At 53.5% G+C, this 18,265-nt stretch carries 17 protein-coding genes; 9 read left to right on the top strand and 8 right to left on the bottom strand.

What is annotated here, in order from left to right:
* Positions 1-78: 78 nt before the first annotated feature.
* Genes NW870_RS01985 through NW870_RS01975 form a run of 3 tightly spaced genes read left to right on the top strand, consistent with a single transcriptional unit; the run spans position 79 to position 4,093 of the window.
* Complete coding sequence (locus NW870_RS01985; protein ID WP_414373636.1) at positions 79-3,159, top strand: anti-phage-associated DUF499 domain-containing protein; 3,081 nt, start codon at positions 79-81, stop codon at positions 3,157-3,159.
* A complete protein-coding gene (locus NW870_RS01980; RefSeq protein ID WP_083757646.1) occupies positions 3,156-3,833 on the top strand; it encodes an anti-phage-associated DUF3780 domain-containing protein in 678 nt (225 codons plus the stop codon). The genes NW870_RS01985 and NW870_RS01980 overlap by 4 nt, the downstream gene beginning before the upstream one ends.
* A gap of 38 nt (positions 3,834-3,871) precedes the next feature.
* A complete protein-coding gene (locus tag NW870_RS01975; RefSeq protein ID WP_011433323.1) occupies positions 3,872-4,093 on the top strand; it encodes a hypothetical protein in 222 nt (73 codons plus the stop codon).
* A 77-nt stretch (positions 4,094-4,170) separates the two neighbouring features.
* On the opposite strand, the gene NW870_RS01970 is transcribed toward NW870_RS01975, so the two are convergent.
* Together NW870_RS01970 and NW870_RS01965 are read right to left on the bottom strand one after the other, a co-directional pair.
* Positions 4,171-4,524: a DUF5615 family PIN-like protein gene (locus NW870_RS01970; protein ID WP_414373635.1), complete on the bottom strand. Its 354-nt coding sequence runs from the start codon at positions 4,522-4,524 to the stop codon at positions 4,171-4,173.
* Positions 4,524-4,763 (bottom strand): DUF433 domain-containing protein, encoded by a 240-nt coding sequence (locus tag NW870_RS01965; protein ID WP_011433325.1) that lies wholly within the window; start codon positions 4,761-4,763, stop codon positions 4,524-4,526. Before NW870_RS01965 ends, NW870_RS01970 begins: the two co-directional genes overlap by 1 nt.
* 52 nt (positions 4,764-4,815) lie before the next feature.
* On the opposite strand from NW870_RS01965, the gene NW870_RS01960 reads away from it, so the two are divergent.
* The gene (locus NW870_RS01960; RefSeq protein WP_414373633.1) at positions 4,816-7,860 is read left to right on the top strand and encodes an anti-phage-associated DUF1156 domain-containing protein; all 3,045 of its coding nucleotides are present in this window, start codon (positions 4,816-4,818) and stop codon (positions 7,858-7,860) included.
* Positions 7,861-7,881: 21 nt separating this feature from the next.
* Here NW870_RS01960 and NW870_RS01955 read toward each other — a convergent pair whose 3' ends face one another.
* Together NW870_RS01955 and NW870_RS01950 are read right to left on the bottom strand one after the other, a co-directional pair.
* Positions 7,882-8,331, bottom strand: a complete 450-nt coding sequence (locus NW870_RS01955; RefSeq protein ID WP_414373632.1) for a HEPN domain-containing protein — start codon at positions 8,329-8,331, stop codon at positions 7,882-7,884.
* Positions 8,291-8,806 carry a nucleotidyltransferase domain-containing protein gene (locus tag NW870_RS01950; RefSeq protein ID WP_414357407.1) on the bottom strand — a complete coding sequence of 172 codons (516 nt, stop codon included), beginning with the start codon at positions 8,804-8,806 and terminating at the stop codon, positions 8,291-8,293. The genes NW870_RS01955 and NW870_RS01950 overlap by 41 nt, the downstream gene beginning before the upstream one ends.
* Positions 8,807-8,908: 102 nt before the next feature.
* Between NW870_RS01950 and NW870_RS01945 the strand changes: the two genes are divergently transcribed.
* Positions 8,909-11,620: a phospholipase D-like domain-containing anti-phage protein gene (locus NW870_RS01945; protein ID WP_414373630.1), complete on the top strand. Its 2,712-nt coding sequence runs from the start codon at positions 8,909-8,911 to the stop codon at positions 11,618-11,620.
* Between the two features lie 94 nt (positions 11,621-11,714).
* Here the strand turns inward: NW870_RS01945 and NW870_RS01940 are convergent, their stop codons facing one another.
* Both NW870_RS01940 and NW870_RS01935 read right to left on the bottom strand, forming a co-directional pair.
* Positions 11,715-12,329, bottom strand: a complete 615-nt coding sequence (locus tag NW870_RS01940; protein ID WP_414357405.1) for a Uma2 family endonuclease — start codon at positions 12,327-12,329, stop codon at positions 11,715-11,717.
* A gap of 194 nt (positions 12,330-12,523) precedes the next feature.
* Positions 12,524-13,138: a Uma2 family endonuclease gene (locus NW870_RS01935; protein ID WP_414357404.1), complete on the bottom strand. Its 615-nt coding sequence runs from the start codon at positions 13,136-13,138 to the stop codon at positions 12,524-12,526.
* A 341-nt stretch (positions 13,139-13,479) separates the two neighbouring features.
* On the opposite strand from NW870_RS01935, the gene NW870_RS01930 reads away from it, so the two are divergent.
* The 3 genes from NW870_RS01930 to rsmD are packed head-to-tail and all read left to right on the top strand — an operon-like array spanning position 13,480 to position 15,729.
* On the top strand, positions 13,480-14,241 hold the full coding sequence (locus NW870_RS01930) for a HEAT repeat domain-containing protein (RefSeq protein WP_414373628.1): 762 nt from the start codon (positions 13,480-13,482) through the stop codon (positions 14,239-14,241).
* 39 nt (positions 14,242-14,280) lie between these two features.
* Positions 14,281-15,168, top strand: coding sequence for a Sll0314/Alr1548 family TPR repeat-containing protein (locus NW870_RS01925; protein ID WP_414373627.1), 888 nt, complete (start codon positions 14,281-14,283; stop codon positions 15,166-15,168).
* A 9-nt stretch (positions 15,169-15,177) separates the two neighbouring features.
* Entirely contained in the window at positions 15,178-15,729 is a 552-nt protein-coding gene (gene rsmD, locus NW870_RS01920; RefSeq protein ID WP_414330030.1) for a 16S rRNA (guanine(966)-N(2))-methyltransferase RsmD, read from the top strand.
* Here rsmD and NW870_RS01915 read toward each other — a convergent pair.
* Both NW870_RS01915 and glgA read right to left on the bottom strand, forming a co-directional pair.
* Positions 15,726-16,346, bottom strand: a complete 621-nt coding sequence (locus tag NW870_RS01915) for a hypothetical protein (RefSeq protein WP_414373624.1) — start codon at positions 16,344-16,346, stop codon at positions 15,726-15,728. The genes rsmD and NW870_RS01915 overlap by 4 nt on opposite strands.
* A gap of 45 nt (positions 16,347-16,391) precedes the next feature.
* Positions 16,392-17,933, bottom strand: coding sequence for a glycogen synthase GlgA (gene glgA / locus NW870_RS01910; RefSeq protein ID WP_414373622.1), 1,542 nt, complete (start codon positions 17,931-17,933; stop codon positions 16,392-16,394).
* Between glgA and NW870_RS01905 the strand changes: the two genes are divergently transcribed.
* On the top strand, positions 17,925-18,265 hold a 341-nt coding region (locus NW870_RS01905), incomplete at its 3' end, for a hypothetical protein (protein WP_414373619.1). The genes glgA and NW870_RS01905 overlap by 9 nt on opposite strands.

Raw genomic sequence — 18,265 nt, 5'->3', positions numbered from 1 at the left:
TGCTAAATACTGAACACCCCCCACAGTTCCTTTAGTTGAAGAGAGGGTCACCATCTTGGGTAGCAGGAGCTAGCCTCAATGATTCCCACCGTCAAAGACGTTTGTCAAATTCATCCTATGGCCTTGAACTACGCCATAGTTGAGCAAATTGAAAATCTGTCGAATGTTATCGAGCATACAGCAGAGGATGCCCGGGCATTCTTCGCCAAAAACCACATTACCCGCGGGATGGATCTGTTGCTGCGTCAGGGGCTCAAACGGCTGGCAGGTCGCTCCGACCAAGCGGTGTTTGAACTCAAACAGGCGATGGGGGGTGGTAAAACCCACTCCATGATTGCCCTAGGGTTGCTGGCGCGGGATGCCGCTTTGCGTGCCGAGGTTGTGCCAGACATCACTCAAGATGCTCCTTTTGCCGACGCTAAACTGGTTGCCATCAATGGACGCCTCAAGTTCGAGCAACGGTTTATTTGGGGAGAGATTGCCCGGCAACTGGGGAAAGAAGAGGCTTTTGTCAAATTTTGGCAGCACGGAGCAGATGCCCCCAGTGAGCAGGATTGGATTGATTTAATTGGAGATGAACCCACCCTCATTCTATTGGACGAGCTGCCGCCCTACTTCGACTACGCCATTACCCGCATGGTGGGCGGAGGTACATTGGCGCAAGTGACAACCTACGCCCTATCGAACCTGCTGAGTGCCGCCTTGAAGTTAAAGCGCTGCTGCATTGTCATTTCCAACCTATCCGGCAGCTACGAAGGAGCCTCACGGGAACTGCAAAAAGCAATCGGTAACTTCGCTCAAGAAACCAACCGCCAAGCGCGATCCATCACACCGGTAGACCTGGGCACATCGGAAATTTACGACATTCTCCGCAAGCGGCTATTTAGCTCCCTGCCCAATGTACAAACCATTGATGCAGTTGCTTCTGCCTACGCAAAAGTGCTGGGAGATGCAGCCAGAGCCAAATCAATTGCCAAAACTGCCGAACAAATTGCCGCCGAAATTCATGCTTCTTACCCTTTCCATCCTTCGGTTAAGCACATCATTGCCCTATTTAAGGAAAACGAAAGCTACCGTCAAACTCGCGGCTTGATGCAGTTTGTTTCAAAAATAATCCAGTCGGTATGGGAGCGTCCCAGCAACGATGTCTACCTGATCGGTTGCCAGCATCTGAACCTCAACATCCCAGATGTGCGGGAAGAGATCAACAAAATCAGCAATCTACAGGGAGCGATTGCCCACGATATTGCGGCCAATGGCACTGCTGTCGCTGAACTGGTGGATCAAAAACTGGGCCATGATGCTGCCAGTCAGATTGCTGCCCTGCTGTTGACTGCCTCTCTGTCTGAATCAGTTGATGCCGTGAAAGGCTTTACCGAGGGGCAATTTTTGGAATACCTAGTAGCTCCTCAGCGGAATGTCAGCGAATTTCAGGATGCTTTTCAAGCGTTCCGTGCCAACGCCTGGTACCTGCACCGCAAAGAAAACGATGCTTGGTACTTTTCCAACATCGAGAACCTGCGTAAGCGCATTGATAGCCGTGCCCGCAACGCTCCCCAGCCGAAAATTGATGCGGAAATGAAGCGGCGGCTGGAAGAAATTTTCCGACCCCAACGGCGGATTGCCTATCAAGAGGTGCAAGCCCTGCCCAAAATTGATGAGATTCGCCTCAATGGCCCGCGGGTGTGCCTGGTACTCAGCCCAGACAGCAAAACACCCCCAGAAGAGGCCCAGCAGTTTTGGGAAAGTGTTCCCGAGAAGAACAACTTTTGTGTGGTTACCGGAGATGGCTCCAATCTGGCCAGCCTAGAAGACAAAACCCGTCGTTTGTGGGCCGTTGCCCGAGTACTGGAAGAAACCGGTGGAGACAAATCCCCCCACAAAGCAGAACTGGAGGAAGAGGCCGAACAAGCCGCCTACGACTTTAACGCCACTGTGGTCAGCCTGTTCAATCGGGTCTATTACCCCATCAAGGGCAAACTGACTCCTACCAAGCTCTCCATGACCTTTACGGGCAATACCTTCCATGCTGAAGAGCAGATCGAAAAAGCCCTATCCGATGTCGGTGCATCCAAGCTGTATGTCGATGTGGAAGCCAATGCCGAGGCGTTGCTGTCGCGAGCAGAAGACCTGTTGTGGCCGGCAGGGGGAGAGCGGCGTATCCCTTGGCGAGACGTGGTTTCCCGCACCATCACCAACGAGCGCTGGCCCTGGTTGCCCCCCAAAGGAATGGATACCCTGCGGCAGATAGCCGTCAGCCAAGGTCGCTGGCGGTACACCGAAGATGGATACATCGAAAAGGGGCCCTTTCCGCCCCCCCGCACATCCGTAGCCATCACCCAGCGAGAATACGATGACCGCACCGGTACGGCTACCTTGGAAATTCTGCCTCGAGATGCGGGCAAAAATGGCCGCGTTCACTACAGCTACACGCCCAATGTGGATGCCAACAGCCCTGTGGTGCCCGATACGATCTGGACAACTGATGCCACTGCCCTGTGGTTTGTCGCCATTGACCCGGATGGCCGGCACGAGACAGGGGATGTCTATGCTTGGAAGAATACGCTGACCCTCACCCACCAGCCTCGTATTGGCGGCGGCAAGCGCACCGTAGAGCTAACCGTGAAACCCCGTGGTCAAATTCGCTGGAACACCACGGGCATTAACCCACGGGAAGGCACCCTCTACACTGGCCCCATCGAACTAGAGGGATCAGAAGCCGTTACCATCTATGCCTACGCCGAAGATCAAGGGGTGAGCACCACTCGCAACTTCACGATCCCGGCGCTCGACCAAAAAGGGCCGGTGATTGACAAAAACAAACCGGCTAAGCTGCACAAGCGCCTCAACCTGCAAGGAAATAAGGCGAGTTATACGGCCATCAATCAGAGCAAGGCTTTGGGTGTGCGACTGGCGGGTGGGATCTCCCTAACCGTGGGGGAAGGGAACCGAGCCATCACCACCCGGTTTGGAAGCGATATGGTGGTAAAAGCGGAAGACATTGAGCAGTTTATTGCGATAGCACGTCAGGCTTTGGGCAATGAGACGGCAGAGGTGAGTCTGCGCTTGGACGACCTACACTTCAGCAGCGGCCACGATTTGGAAGTCTTTTTGCATCGGTTGGAAATCAATCCTGAGCCGGGAGAGGTAGAGCAGTGAGCGATAAAAAATGGGAGACGGTGGGGTTCGGCTGTCCCAAAACCGTTGATCCCCACCACTTTGTGGTCGAAATACCTGCCGGCAGAACCGCTCCTGTGCTGATTTACGAAGTCTATGGCATCAAGGCGGGCATCAACGGACAGCCGGACATTGCGGAGCGCTGTGTTCTCAGCCGGTCTATCTGGAGCCAGATTGCTGAGGATCTCAAACAAGAGTTTAATGACCGCCTGCGGGCGAAAAAAATGAATCCGAGCCGTTGGACAACTGGCCGCAACCTCGTAGAACGTCTGCTGGGGAAGGAATTGCTGGTGCTGGCTTGGGCAGTAGAACGGGCCAAACCGGAGGCGATCCCCAATGCCATTCGCAACTGGAGAGGGCTGCGTCCAGAAGAGCGCTGGTGGCTTTACACCATGACAGCAGCGGCGACAGGGGGTGTCGATCACGGGAATATCGGTTGGCGCAAAGCCCTGCGCTATGCCCTCACAGAAAATCCCTTGACGGAACTGAGTGTGCCTACTCCGGTCAAGCGCCCATACCAGCCAGCTTGTTCCGATAGCTTGCGTAGCGAAGCCGTAGAAGCCGATCAACTCAGCCTGTTATCCTGCTTGCAAGAAGATCCCTCGCCCTTTTGGGATAGTGAAGCAACCATTGGCACGACAAAGCTAAGAGATTAAGTTATACTAGATAAAACCGCCTATTTGGGAGAATGCAAATGATGACAGAACTGCTGGAGAAAGCGATTAGCAAGTTAAAAGCTCTACCCACAGAGGAGCAAAATGCAATTGCCAGCCTGATTCTTGATGAGCTAGAAGACGATCAGCGATGGGAAGAATCCTTTGCTTCTTCAGCGGATATGTTAGCAAAACTCGGTGCCGAGGCAATAGCCGAGTATCAAGCAGGCAAGACGGAAGAATTAAACCCCGAAACACTGTGAAATCTCGCACCACTGCCCAGTTTCGCAAGTTGTTTAACGCTCTTCCAGAGTCCATTCCAGATTTGGACAAGCTAGACTTACAAAGGACGCTGTCGCACTTGATTGCGCTCGATCACAGTAAACATCCCTTCCAGTACCAAGTTTTTATCGCCGACCAACTTTAGCAATTGCTGAGCTGGTTCTTCTGGCGTACTCGGCTGGTAACGAAAGTAAACCACAGATGCTCTTTCTCGGGAAGAATAACGAAAAATTAGTTCTCCATAATCCCGATCAAAAGTCAATATAATCCGCTTCTCTTGTGCAGCTCTAGCCAAGACCTCGAAATCTTTAGTACCTGGAGCTTCCTCTGAGAGCGATGCCACATCTAAGCCAGCATCTCGCAATAGACAGATACTTAAGCGTGGAAAATTTTCATTGACGAGAAATTGCATCAACTGACTTTATCTGAAAAACTGTAGAAGTTCATTTCACGCATACATTCTTGGATATAGCTAAACATAGCCCTAAGTGCTTCTGGAGTCAGCGTAGGGTAGTTTTCCAAAATCTGCTTTTCCGTCCAGCCTGCCGAAAATAGCCCCAAAATAAATTCCACCGATAGGCGACTTCCTCTGAAAACTGGCTTACCCAGGAGAATATCGGGATCCGAATGAATATAGTCTTCCCAGTTCACGGCTTAGGGCCCTAAGAGCTACCATGATCGATGGTATCGCCGGAGATCTCCCTTGTCCATCATCCCCCTTGCTTGGAAAGATAAGCCGAGTTTGATCGAGCGGCTCTTGCCTGCCCAAAAAATCAGCGCCGAAGCGCAAAAGGAACGCAAAGCTGGGGCTGGCCAAACCCTCACGGCGTTGGGGAGCTATTGGAAAGGGCGCAAACCTCTGATCCTGGCCAAAGCTTGCGTATTGGGGGCATTGCTACCTGCAACGGATAACCCCGAAGCCGATCTGGAAGTGTTTGAATTGTTGATGGCAATTGACGATGAAGCATTTGTTCGCAGGGGATTTAAAAAGAATCCCATTAAGATTTACAAAACACTCAAGGCCCATTCGCGGTTGAATAACCAAACAGCATCTAGGCTATTTGCCGTTCAGTGGCGAGAATCCCGAAAGTTCGGTTCAAAAAACGATCAGATTTTGCCTTTTGATCCGTCTGCAATTGACGAAATTATTGTTGACCCAAATAAAACTTTGATCTGGAACCCGGCTATTGATGAACAGACGCGGCTGAAGTGGGAGACAGAATTTGTGCGCTGCCATGACTACCCAACTCGCGTCTCAGAGGCCAAGAGACCCGAAGAATGCGACGATGCCACCCTCTACGGCCCCATTTGGGATCGGGTGAACCAACATTTGGGGACAAATGCCCACAGTTTCCCGGAATTGGTGGAACAACTGGGGACTTTGCGGTTTGGCCATCGCCCACGAGTAGGGGATACCTTTTGCGGGAGCGGTCAAATCCCCTTTGAGGCGGCAAGGCTGGGATGCGATGTCTATGCCAGCGACCTCAATCCCATTGCCTGTATGCTCACTTGGGGAGCGCTGAATATCGTGGGAGCCGATGAAGCCACCCGTCGGGAAATTGAAGCAGCCCAAAAAGCAGTGGCTGAGGCGGTGGATCGGGAAATTACTGCTCTAGGCATTGAGCATGATGAGCACGGCAACCGCGCCAAAGCCTATTTGTATTGCCTGGAAACTCGTTGCCCTCACACGGGCTGGATGGTGCCAATGGCTCCCAGTTGGGTGATTAGCAAAACCCGCAATGTGGTAGCCAAGTTGATCCCCAATCCCGAACACAAGCGCTTTGAGATTGAAATTGTATCCGGGGTCAGCGAAGCGGAAATGAAAGCCGCTGCCAAGGGCACCGTTCAGGATGGCGATTTGGTTTACGTTCTGGATGGAGAAGAGTACCGCACGCCTATTAAAACCATCCGAGGCGATTACCGCCTTCCCGATGGCACCACCGGCAATAAACTGCGCCGTTGGGAAAAGCACGATTTTATGCCTCGCCCCGACGATATTTTTCAGGAACGGCTGTATTGCATTCAGTGGATCACCGCCGAAACCTTGGGCAAGAGCCGTCAAGAAACCTTTTTCGCCAGCGTCACCCCCGCCGACCTAGAACGAGAGCGCAAAGTAGAGCAAATCGTTAGAGAAAACCTCGCCGCCTGGCAAGAAGCTGGACTGGTACCCGATATGCCGATTGAACCTGGAGAAAAAACCGATGAGCTAATTCGCACGCGGGGCTGGACGTATTGGCATCATTTGTTTAGTCCAAGACAATTGTTTATACTTTCTAGGATGTCAAATCGATTAAAGAAAGTTTCCACTCTTTCAGTAGATCTTTGTAAGATATTAGATTACTCATCTAAGTTGTGTCGATGGACTCCTGGAAGTCCAGGAAGACCTGGTGTTGCCCTGACTGCTGAAAAAGTTGCCCAAGTATTTTACAATCAAGCGCTTAACACTTTTTTCTCTTATGCCGAGAGAAGTTCTTGCGAGATTAGTGCTTATGTATCCAGATACGACCGTCGATATTCCCATCTAACCGGAATTTCTACTGTTCAATGTACAGATGCCCGGGAACATAAAATAAGTTGTGACTGTGGAGTTACCGATCCCCCTTATGCCGATGCAATTCATTACCACGAAATCACCGAGTTTTTTATTGCGTGGTTGCGAAAGAATCCACCCAAAGAATTTGCCCATTGGGTGTGGGATAGTCGCAGAGCTTTAGCCATTCAGGGCAAGGGGGAAAAGTTCCGTCAGGATATGATTGCCGCCTATACTGCCTTGGCAAACCACATGCCCGACAACGGCTTGCAAATTGTGATGTTCACCCATCAGGATGCCGAAGTGTGGTCGGATATGGCCAGCATCATGTGGGGGGCGGGCTTGCAAGTTACAGCCGCTTGGTACATTGCCACCGAAACCACTTCTGAACTCAAAAAGGGCGGTTATGTGCAAGGCACGGTGTTGCTGGTGGCGCGTAAGCGGTTGCAAGATACTTCTGCCTATCGGGATGAGCTGGTGGAAGAGGTGCGGCAAGAAGTTGCCCATCAGATTGAAACCATGGTGGGGCTAAATCAAAGCACCCAAGGCAAGGGGCGCACCGAAAACCTGTTTGAAGATGCCGATTTGCAAATGGCAGGTTATGCGGCAGCGTTGCGGGTATTGACGGGCTACCGGCGCATTGATGGACAGGATATGGTGGCAGCAGCCCTGCGCCCCCGACCCAAAGGCGAAAGAGATATCGTTCGGGAAATTATTGATTATGCCGTGCAGGTTGCCAATGAGCATCTTGTACCTGAAGGCATCGCGCAGGGGGTGTGGGAGGGGTGCTGTGGTGCAGAGCGCTTTTATCTGAAAATGATGGAACTGGAAGCGGTAGGGCTGAAGAAGCTGGACAACTACCAGAACTTTGCCAAGGCATTTCGAGTTGGCGACTATGGCGAATTGATGGCCTCTCAGCAGCCCAACAATGCCCGACTCAAAAATGCTCTAGACTTCAAGAAGAGCAGCTTTGAGGGCGAATTTGGCCGCTCAGCACTGCGAGCCGTTTTGTTTGCTCTCTACGAACTGCAGAAAGAGGCGGATAGCGATGAGGTGATGGAACACCTGCGGTCTTTGGTGCCCAACTACCACATGCGCCGGGATGATTTGGTGGCTTTTTGTCAATACATTGCCCGCAAGCGAGAACACCGCTATCCAGAAGAGTCCTCAGCCGCCGGGATCTTGCTCGCCCTTATCAGAAATGAACGCTTGGGTTGAAGAAGAAGTTATAGGATTAACTCACTCACAAGTTGTATTGTCAGGGCTTCCTTCAAGCTCAGCATCTGAGTTAAAGTATTTCTCAACAATCGACTTTATTTGGTTAACATAAGCTATAGCCTTGTCCGCATTTTTTTGTTTGTAGTATTCCAAGGGGACAATATCTACAGCTCCATAAAAAGCCAACTCCCTATCTTTGCGCATCTCAAATGATATGTTTTCCAGCAAGGCTATTTCCTCGTCAGAAAGCTCTGGGAACCGTTCTCTATTTTCTGCTACTTGGCCACCAGGGTCATGGGTTTTGCCGTAGTTTATTCCCTTAATGATTAGGCAAGCTTTGATGAATAACTCAATGATTTCTTGGTACATCCGAACTACATCAGCGTAATCGCCAACCTCATAGAAGAATGACAACGCTTGGATGCGATAATTAGCCCTTTGATAGTAGTCTCTTGCTAATTTCTTTCTCATCGTTATTCACCCAATAGGGGATCCCCCGGCATACTTTATACGTAATTAAACTGTCACAGATGAGTTGATTGACTATATCCCTGATCTGCGTGATGCAGTTCTGCTTTTCATAGATGATGTGGTGGTTGGTAGCCACTTCATAAGTCAAGCTGGCTGGCCTGCATAGCTCTGTGGGCTTTAGCAAGATAAAGTTTATCTCCAAGCCAAGAAGTTTTTCTAGATCCCTGCAGGTAGGAAGCAGTAAGTCATCTCTGCTCCTGCAATCGGGTATATTCTCTGCAATTACTAATAAATCGAGGTCAGAGCCGTGAACCCATGAATTATTGGCGCGGGATCCATAGACAACAATAGCCCACAGATCCGAGCCAAAGACGGATTGAATTTTCTCTTGAATAAGCCGCGCTTGTGCTTCGGATATTCCTATGCTGCGCTTCTCTCTGCCCTGAAAGCCTGCAGACTCTTGTACGGTTGACATGGCTACCTTGCGCTGATCAGCTTATTCTGCAAAGACGCTGCTTGCGCCTTCGGCTGCTCATTTTAAGGCTAGAGTATTGTTACAATTTTACCCCAGCCCGCCATGTCCAGCACTTCTTTCCTACGCCGTTTCAGTTCCCGCCAGCAGCGGCTCAGCCATGTCTTTCTCAAAGATCGCCTGGCAAAGGCACGCACCTACAAGCGCATTGCTGGGTACTTTCGCTCTTCTATTTTTGAATTGGTGACTGAAGAGATTACACACATCGAGCAGGTGCAGATCGTCTGTAACAGCGACTTGGATCCCTGGGATATTGCCATCGGCAAAGCTTCCCGCCAGGCCAGAGAAATGGCGCTCAAAGAAAAATGGAACGAAGAGAAAGGAGAATTGATCACCAGCCTATTACAGCGCCCCCGCTACCGTCAACTTTACGAAATCCTCAAAAGCGGCAAAGTGGAAGTGCGAGTGGTGTCAGCCGCAGATGCCCCCTTTCTCCACGGCAAAGCAGGTGTTATTGAGGCAAGAGATGGCACCAAATCTGCTTTTATCGGCAGCCTCAACGAAACGCGGCAGGGATGGCAAGAGCATTACGAAATTGTCTGGGAAGACCAGTCGCCAGAAGGGGTTGCTTGGGTCGAAGCGGAGTTTCAGTACCTGTGGGAACGGAGTGTTCCTCTGCCAGAAGCGATTGTGGAAGAGGTGGGGCGATTATCTCGCAAGGTAGAGGTATTTCTTCAAGACTTGCAACCTGTCGATGTTCCTGGAGCCGCATTGGTGGAAGCCCCTCTCTATCGCCGGGGTGAGGTTCTCAAACCATGGCAGCAGTCGTTTGTGGAAATGTTCCTGGAACACCGAGAGCTGTATGGTGCAGTGCGACTCATTCTGGCAGATGAAGTGGGGCTGGGTAAAACCTTGTCTTTGGCGGTTGCGGCGATGGTGGCGTGCCTTTTGGAAGATGGGCCAGCCTTAATTCTTTGTCCGGCTACCCTCTGCCAGCAGTGGCAAGTGGAACTCAAAGATAAACTGGGCATTCCCTCTGCTGTGTGGCTCTCCAACCGCAAGGTATGGCAAGATGCCAATGGGCACATCATCAAAACCAAGGGTGCTGAAGGTATTGGCCGTTGCCCCTATCAAATTGGTATTGTTTCTACGGGTCTCATCTTTCACAATGCCCCCGAAGCCCAATGCCTTTTGGAACGACGCTTTGGCACGATTGTCCTGGATGAGGCCCACCGCGCCCGCTGTACCCGTGGTGTCACGGTAAGGGATCCCAAACCCAACAATCTCTTGGACTTTATGGGCAAGGCGGCCACGCAGTCCAAGCACGTCCTTTTGGGCACAGCCACCCCCATCCAAACCCATGTTGAGGAACTGTGGGATCTGCTGGGAGTGCTCAACAGCGGTGCCGAGCATGTGTTGGGACGACGGCATCAGCAGTTGTGGCAGCAGACGCAAAAGATCCTGCCCATCTTGACAGGACAACAAGCAGTGACCGACGAGCATTTTGCCTGGAATTTGCTCCGCAATCCTCTGCCGCCATCTGTTGAGGATCCCTTGTTTGACCACATCCGCAGCGATCTGAAGCTCTTCAAAGGTCAACACTTCACAGATAAGCCCCTGACGGAATTGGAGGACTTCACCCGCCAAGAACTGCGAGATGCCCTGGAAGAGCGCCAACAGGGGCTGACTTTTTTCCAGCGACACAACCCAATTCTGCGCCATACCGTATTGCGAAAACGCTCTACCTTGGAAGAATTGGGCTTGCTTGAGCGGATTGCCGTCGATATTTGGCCGAGCGAGGGAGAGCAATTGCCCATGTTCTGTGGGCTGGGTTTGCTCACTTCTCCCGAATTTGATGTGGCCTATGAAGCTGCCCAAGATTTTGCTAGGGCTTTGAGACAGCGTACCCAATCCGCTGGGTTTATGAAAAGCATCATGCAAAGCCGGATCTGCTCCAGTATTGCCAGCGGCCTATCTACGGCTCAGAAACTACTGGAAAAGCGGCGTTTTTTTGAGGAGGACGGAGAAGAAGATTGGCTGTTAGACAACCTTCCAGAGATTTTAGAGGCAGAATATGCCCATTTGGAGCGCATTGTTAGCGTCTTGAGCCAAAAGAGCACGGATCCCAAACTCGATGCCGTCCTCTATTTCCTACAGGAACGACACTGGCTGGACTTGGGATGCATCATTTTCAGCCAGTATTTTGATACCGCCCATTGGGTGGCCAACAACCTGAGCCAACGTCTGCCTCAAGAAAGTGTGGCTCTCTATGCAGGCGCCCACAAGTCGGGTTTGTTTTTTGCCGGAGAATGGCGGAGCGCAGAGCGGGAAGATATCAAGAGAGCCGTGCGAGAGCGTACCATTCGGCTGGTGGTGGCCACCGATGCTGCTTGTGAAGGTCTGAATCTCCAAACTTTGGGCACGCTGATCAACATTGATCTCCCTTGGAATCCTTCCCGCCTAGAGCAGCGCATCGGGCGGATCAAGCGCTTTGGTCAGACCCGCGACCGTGTGGACATGCTCAACCTGGTGTACCACGGTACCCACGACGAAAAGGTATACGAGGTGCTTTCTCAGCGGATGAAAGATCGCTACGACTTGTTCGGTTCTTTGCCCGATACTATCGAAGATGAGTGGATTGAGAATATCGAAACTCTGGAGGCCAAATTGCAGGAGTTTACAGAGCGCAAGAAACAGGCCAACGCTTTTGAGCTGCGCTACGCAAGCACAGTTGAACCCAAAGGCCCAAGATGGGAGACCTGCGAAAAGGTGTTGTCCCGTCGGGATATTGTGGAACGTCTTTCAGAAGGGTGGTAGCCATATATCAGCCAATTCGATATGCTTCTGCCAATGGGCTGGAAAAAGTTGCCTCTGACCACGAGTTAATACGGGCGGAAGTGCCTTGACCATGCTAGGCTCCAGCCCGAAAAATCTGCTCAGCCGTGAGGTTTAATTCAGGGAAAACTTTAGAGCGAATCCGGTCATTGCCCCGAAATAATTGCGCCTGATATTCCTCATTGACCAGTTGGAAAACCGAGATTGTGGGAACCTTCGGCTCGCCAATGTACCGACGACCCCCCAACGCTTGGTAGTCAACGATCCAGTATTCGGCAATACCTAACGTCTCGTAGTCACTCAGCTTATGCCAGTAGTCATCTCGCCAGTTGTTGCTGGTAATTTCAATGACAAGAGGAATAGAGGTTCCGTGGATGAGCGTCGAGGATTTCTGCCACAGGGGTTCTCTGGCCAAGGCGGTACGGTCAATCACCACCCCATCAGGAGCGTAGGCAGTATCGCCTTCCGGCGCCTTGATCAAGGTGTCCCGACCTAGAAAATAGTTGAGGTTGCACCTGCGGATTTCTAATGCCAATTCGATGGCAAGAAAACCACTGATTTCATCATGTTTCCCTGTGGGTTGCATCTCAACCGCAACTCCGTTGTGTAGTTCGTATCGTCTGTTAGGTTTCCACTCCAGAAACTCAGCAAAAGTCATTGGCTTAGAAGACACAGCATAGGTAGCAGTCATAGTTTTTCCTCCCTTGAATGAGTTAAAACGCCCTAGATACTTCTGCAAACATTGTCGCCCATCTCATCCTTTAATAGTCTTTTATGGCATAGCCGTGTAACCCTAGCCAGAGCCGGATGTAGATATCTAGCAGAATCACTTCAGGCATTCCCAACTTGCCTCATCTACATTTCAAGTGGGGGAGTAGGTTCTTGTCAGGAGCGTGTTGCATTTGAATCTTGCTCTAATTCAATATCACCGTAAATGTCTGCCAGGGAAAAAGTGATGTTGACAGATGGCAGCGTAACAACATCATCCAGGGCATGGTAGTCCCTGAAGATCCACTCGACATTTCCCTGGCGGCGGTAGTGTTCTACACTGATTCGAGCTTGGTCAATTAGCAGATACTCCTGTAAAGTTGGGAGAGAGCGATAGGCAGCAAACTTCGCTCCTCTATCGTAGCTTTCGGTGGCAGGCGAGAGCACTTCCACAATTAAGATAGGGTTAGTGACAGTATCCTTGCGCCCTTCTTTAAGCTGAACTGGGTTTTGGATCACCATACCATCGGGATAGACATATTGTTCGAAGGCAGGTATGTAAAGTCTGAGATCACTAGAAAAAACGGAAAAACCCTTGCCTCTTAGCTTAAGCCAAAGTAGGGCATTGACACTGGTAATCAGTTGGCTATGAATGGGTGTGCCGCCAGTTATCTCAATAATTTCCCCATTGCGAAATTCACGGCGGATCCCGCCTGTGGCCTCTGATTCAGCTTCCAGGGCAAAGTATTCCTCTGAAGTGTGGGTTTTACGGGGGGCGAGGGCAGTGGTCATGGCATCTCCTCAGGCAGCGGCAGAATGGCTCAAACGGTCAGTCGGGTGTCGAGAAGCTCGACGCGGTGGCCTTCGGGTTCTCTCGGTCGCAAGTGCAGCCAACCTCTCTGTATCCTTCGTCGGCCTCTCCATGATGAGAGGTATCCTGCGATTCTGGGGTAAAGACCGGTGGTGGGGAGCCGACGCTTTTGTTATCCTGTCGCATAAGCTCCCCCCTGGGATCGCGAGGGAAAGTGGGCCAACCTTGCCTGACGCTAGATTAGATGCCAGCACAGGCCACATGATGTCGTGTCAGCAGGACTTGGTTCTCATTGGCAGGCTTGGAGAGAGGACGTGACCTGATGTTTACTTGGCTCTGGACGAAACAATTTTCTCGCTTGAATCAGAGGCTACAGAGCCTGGAGGTAGCCCGCGAGGAAAATCTTCTGTCTCCCGATCTGAGCGCCCAAACTCTGCAGGTGGCCCCCGACTTTTGGGAACGGCAGCACCAAGCCTTTGTCTATGTGGACAAGCAAATGCGAAGGCTCAGCCGTCGCAGCAAGATTTGGGGAGGAATGGCGCTGCTAGCCATTCTGGCCGATGCGGCTTTGATAGTGGCAGGTCTGGCAGCGTTCCAGTCTTGGCAGCAGGTGCAGGCGGATCGCCAATTAACTCGCATTGCCCAACAGGTTGCGGCTGTCGATCCTGTGCAGCAAGCTTTTGATGATCTGGTGGCTCAATTGCCCCAGATGAGCGGGGCAGAGCGATATCGTGCCCTAGAGGCGTTGCAGGCTCTCTCGGCTATCTCGATGGCGCACGGCGGCTATTCCTACGACGGTTCTGCGGGTATTTCTGTGTACAGCTCTGCTCTCCCAGCAACCCCTCTTGAGGCTCAACTGCAAACCATTTACCGGTTGGGGCAAATGCGGGTGGTGGAGGCGGTGCCGGCTTTGCTGACCAAGCTTGCGGACGATGAACCGGTGGTGCGGGAGGCGGCGGCCCGTGCCCTCGGCCAAATCGGGGATCCGCGCGCCTTGGGTCCCTTGCACGATCTTCTGGCCTATGAGCCCAATGAGTTGGTTCAAGATGCGGCTATTGCTTCGATTGCGCAACTGCTGCGCTAAAGGGAAAGTTAGACAGGGGTGGGGGTTGAGGCAGTGGGGATGAGTATCGGCAAAATGAGCAGGCTGGGCAAACTGCTGGGGGTGCTCTGTTGGGTGTGGGGATCCGCTCTGCCCGTTTGGGCGCAGGATCCCTTCCGCAGCGGGGACAATGCCCGCCCCATCAGCCCAGAGGTAGCCGCAGCTTTTGAAGAGTTCTTCTGTGCAGGCCGCTACAGCCAGAGCCGGGAAAAGCTGGAAATGGCCAAGAAGGCCTCTCCCGAAGAGCCGATGGTCTATGCCCTGTTGGCGGCGCTGGCTTATCAGGAGGGAGACCTGGAAGCATTTGCCCAGTTGGCCACTCAAACCCGACAGGTGGCCGCCGAGTTGAAAAAGACGGATCCCTTGCGTGGCAACCTTTACGAGGGTGTGGGCTACGGGCTAGAGGCAGCCAACATTGTGGTGCGAGATGGGGTGGTCATCGGTTTGCCCAAGGCTCTGCCCACCCTCAATCAATTGTTTGCCTCCATCCGGGCCGCCCAGGCAGTGGACAGCAGCGATCCGGAGCTGAATCTGCTCAACGGCTACATGGATTTGCTGCTGACCTACCGGGAGAAGGCTCTAAATCAGTTTCGGATGGCAGCGCCTGACTATCTGTCCTACCGCGGCCAAGCTCTGGCCTACCGGGATATGCAGCGCTTTGACGAGGCATTGGAGGCGGTGGATCGGGCCATTGCTGCTTCCTGCAACAACCCGGAGCTCTATTACCTCAAGGCGCAAATTCTGGTTTCCAAAGGGCAAGACCGAGAGGCCGTCCCCCTTTTCGATCAGGCCCTGCAAGCTTCCGCCCAACTGCCCCAACCTTTGGTGGAGCAAATCCAGATGGAGCGGGATCGCGCTGCCCAGCGCAGTGGGTTGACCGGCCAGTTGCCGGCCACGCCTAGCCCCTGAAGGGATCCCATGAGCCTGCGCATCAGCGGCAAACGAGCGCTGCAAACTCCCGCTGGCTTGGGCACTCGACCCACACCTGGCCGGGTGAGGCAGGCCTTGTTCAACATCTTGCAAGGGCAGGTAGAAGGCTGTCGCTGGCTGGATCTGTGCTGTGGAGCCGGTACGGTGGGGGCAGAAGCCCTGTGTCAGGGGGCCGCTTTTGTGGCCGGGATCGAGATTGCCGCCCCTGCCTGCCGCATCATCCGAGCCAACTGGGCCAAGGTGGCGCAGCCGGGGCAATCTTTCCAGGTCATTCAGGGAGATGCCCGCAAGCTGCTCAGCCGCGGCCTGAACTTGGAGCCATTTGATTACGTGTACTTTGCTCCTCCCTACGAGGCCGGTCTGTACGCCCCGCTCCTGCCCCTGATCCCGCCCTTGCTCAAGCCAGGCGGAACCTTGATCGTCGAGCATCGCAGCGGCCAGAAGCTACCAGACCAGGTGGGATCCCTGCTGCGCTTTGACCAACGAACCTATGGGCAAACGGCGCTGGCTTTCTATCGCCATCTGGAAGAGCAGCTCTAGCTGGGGAAGGGAGTGCTGACGAAGCCGATTTCCAAGAGCTGCTGGTAGGCTTGGGTGCCCAGCTCGCGGGTTGGGCTCTGGCTGTTGATGACCTGGATCAGCCAGCCCACGGCCTCTTCCGGTCGCCCTGCGGCGCGGTAGACCACGGCCAAATCGTAGGCGGCTTGATCCCGGGCTTGGGCAGCAACACGGGCCAGCTCCCGCTGCTCTTCGGAGATGCGGTTTTGGATCCCGGCGAAGGCGCGGGAGAGATCTTGGTGGTAGTTGGAGCGCTGGTTGTAGGCGTTGAACACCTGCTGCAGCAGCTCGACAGCCTGGTCGTAGTTTTGCGCTTGGATAGCGGCATCGGCTTCGGCAGCCAGTTGTTCGGCTCGCAATGCGCTGAGGGCGCTGCTGGGTTGCTCTAGGGCGCGAAACTGCTGCGGATTGGGAATAAGCTGCTGTCCGGCAGGGAGCTGCTGAGCGGTGGCCCAGAAGGTGGAGCCCATGCCCAGGACAAGGCCGAGCAGTACGCCGAAAACCAACCGCGCCCAAGAACGGCGCAGAAGGCTGAGCCCCTGTGCGATGGCGTCCTGGCGACAGCCTTGGGAAGCAACAGCGGGACGTCGTCCGATCATGTGTGGGTAACCCCCAAAACCTCTCTTGACCCGTTCCACTTTACCCTACTCCTCGGGTCTTTGCTGCAGCTCAGGGATCCCTTTGGAGCGAGGCTGGGAGGAGATGGGCTTCTTGAGCTTGGGCGGAGAGGAGCTGGGCGAGTTGGGTGGCTCTGGAGGCTTTTCCGGCAGCAGCGGTAGGTTGAGAATCAGCTCATACATGCGCAGGTATTCCAGCGCTGAGCGGTGCCAACTGAAATCGCTGGCCATGCCCCGCTTCTGCAGCGCTTGCCAAGTTTCTTTGTGCTGGAAGGCTTCCCAAGCCCGCGCCAGACAGGTGTAAAAGTCCAGGGCTTCGTAGCGGTCAAAGCAGTAGCCGGTGCCGATCCCCTTGCTGGGGATGTGGTGGCTGACGGTATCCACCAGCCCTCCCGTGCGGCGGACGATGGGCACACACCCATAGCGCATGGCGATCATTTGGCTGATGCCGCAGGGCTCAAAGCGGCTGGGCATCAAAAACGCATCTGCCCCCCCGTAGATCAACTGGGCCAGCTTGGGTTGGTAGCCTTTTTGGTAGGCCATTTTGCCCGGGTGCCGCTCGGCCATCTCCCGGATCCGCCCTTCGTAGTAGGCTTCGCCGCTGCCTCCCAGCAAAACGAATTGCGCGTCGCTGTAGGTCAAAAAGCGATCCAGGGCTTGGATGAGCAAGTCGATCCCTTTTTGCTCCACCAAACGGGCCACCATGCCCATCAGGAAGGTATCTGGGTTAACGGTCAAGCCCAACTTGGCCTGTAGCGTGGCTTTGTTGGTCGCCCGCCCGCTGAGATCATCGATGCTGAAATTGGCTTCTAGGTCTGGGTCGGTGCGGGGATCAAACCTATCGATGTCGATCCCATTCAAAATTCCTCGCAACCGTTCCCCTTTCCAGGCCAACAAGTCCTGCAGTCCTTCCCCATGCAGAGGGGTGCGAATTTCCATCGCATAGGTGGGCGAGACGGTGTTCACTTGGTCGGCGTAGAGGATCCCGGCAGCCATGGTGTTGTGGGCAGAAAAATACCAGGGCAGCCAGGTCATGCGCTCCAGTTGCCAGCGCCAGGGCCCTTGGTAGGCCAGGTTGTGGATGGTGAACACCGTGCCAATATCGGGAGCTTGGTGCATCCAGGCCGGGATCATGCCGGTGTGCCAATCGTGGCAGTGGATGATGTTGGGTTTCCAGGGGTAGTAAGTCCAGGCAAATTCGGCTACGGCGTTGGCAAAAAAGGTGAAGCGCCAGAACTCGTCCTCGCCGTAGTAGATGCGGTGGGGGGCAAAGCAGTAGTGGCTGACCAAGTAGAGGGGCACATCGGTGCCGGGCAAAACGCTTTCGTAAATATCGGCCACCTGACCCATGACCTGTTTAGACCAGATGGGATCTTTCGAGCGGGGGTATTGCCCCGGTTCCTGGCCGAACTTGTCCCAGAGAAAGCCATACAGAGGCATGATGATGCGGACATCCTGACCCAGCTTGCGCAAAACGACAGGCAGGGATCCCACCACATCCGCCATGCCCCCCACCTTGGCCAAAGGTGCTGCCTCTGCCGCTGCGAACAAAATCCTGGCTTGAACCACGCTGCCCTCCCTGGTGTTGTGGGCTCCGCTCCGCCGCCGCGAACGGATCCCGGCTCAGTTGCCCTCAGCCAAAACCCTTCCCATCCTAAAACACAAGGGATCCCTGCGCCGGATGAGCTGATGCAGCGCCTCATCTTGAGGTTATGTTGCAACTTATTGATTTTTCGTAAGATGGAAGGACAGTGCTGCTCAGAACTGTTGTGGGCGCTGCTGTATTGCACTTTATTCGTCGTCATTGTTCTGGAGAGACGTCCTATGACCATAGCGGTAGGGCGCGTGCGTCAGGAGCGAGGATGGTTCGACATCGTCGATGACTGGCTCAAGCGCGACAG

Origin of the sequence: Synechococcus sp. R50.1 (genome assembly GCF_047462115.1) — a bacterium.
Classification (GTDB): domain Bacteria; phylum Cyanobacteriota; class Cyanobacteriia; order Thermostichales; family Thermostichaceae; genus Thermostichus.
This window is presented reverse-complemented; position numbering and strand designations above follow the sequence as displayed.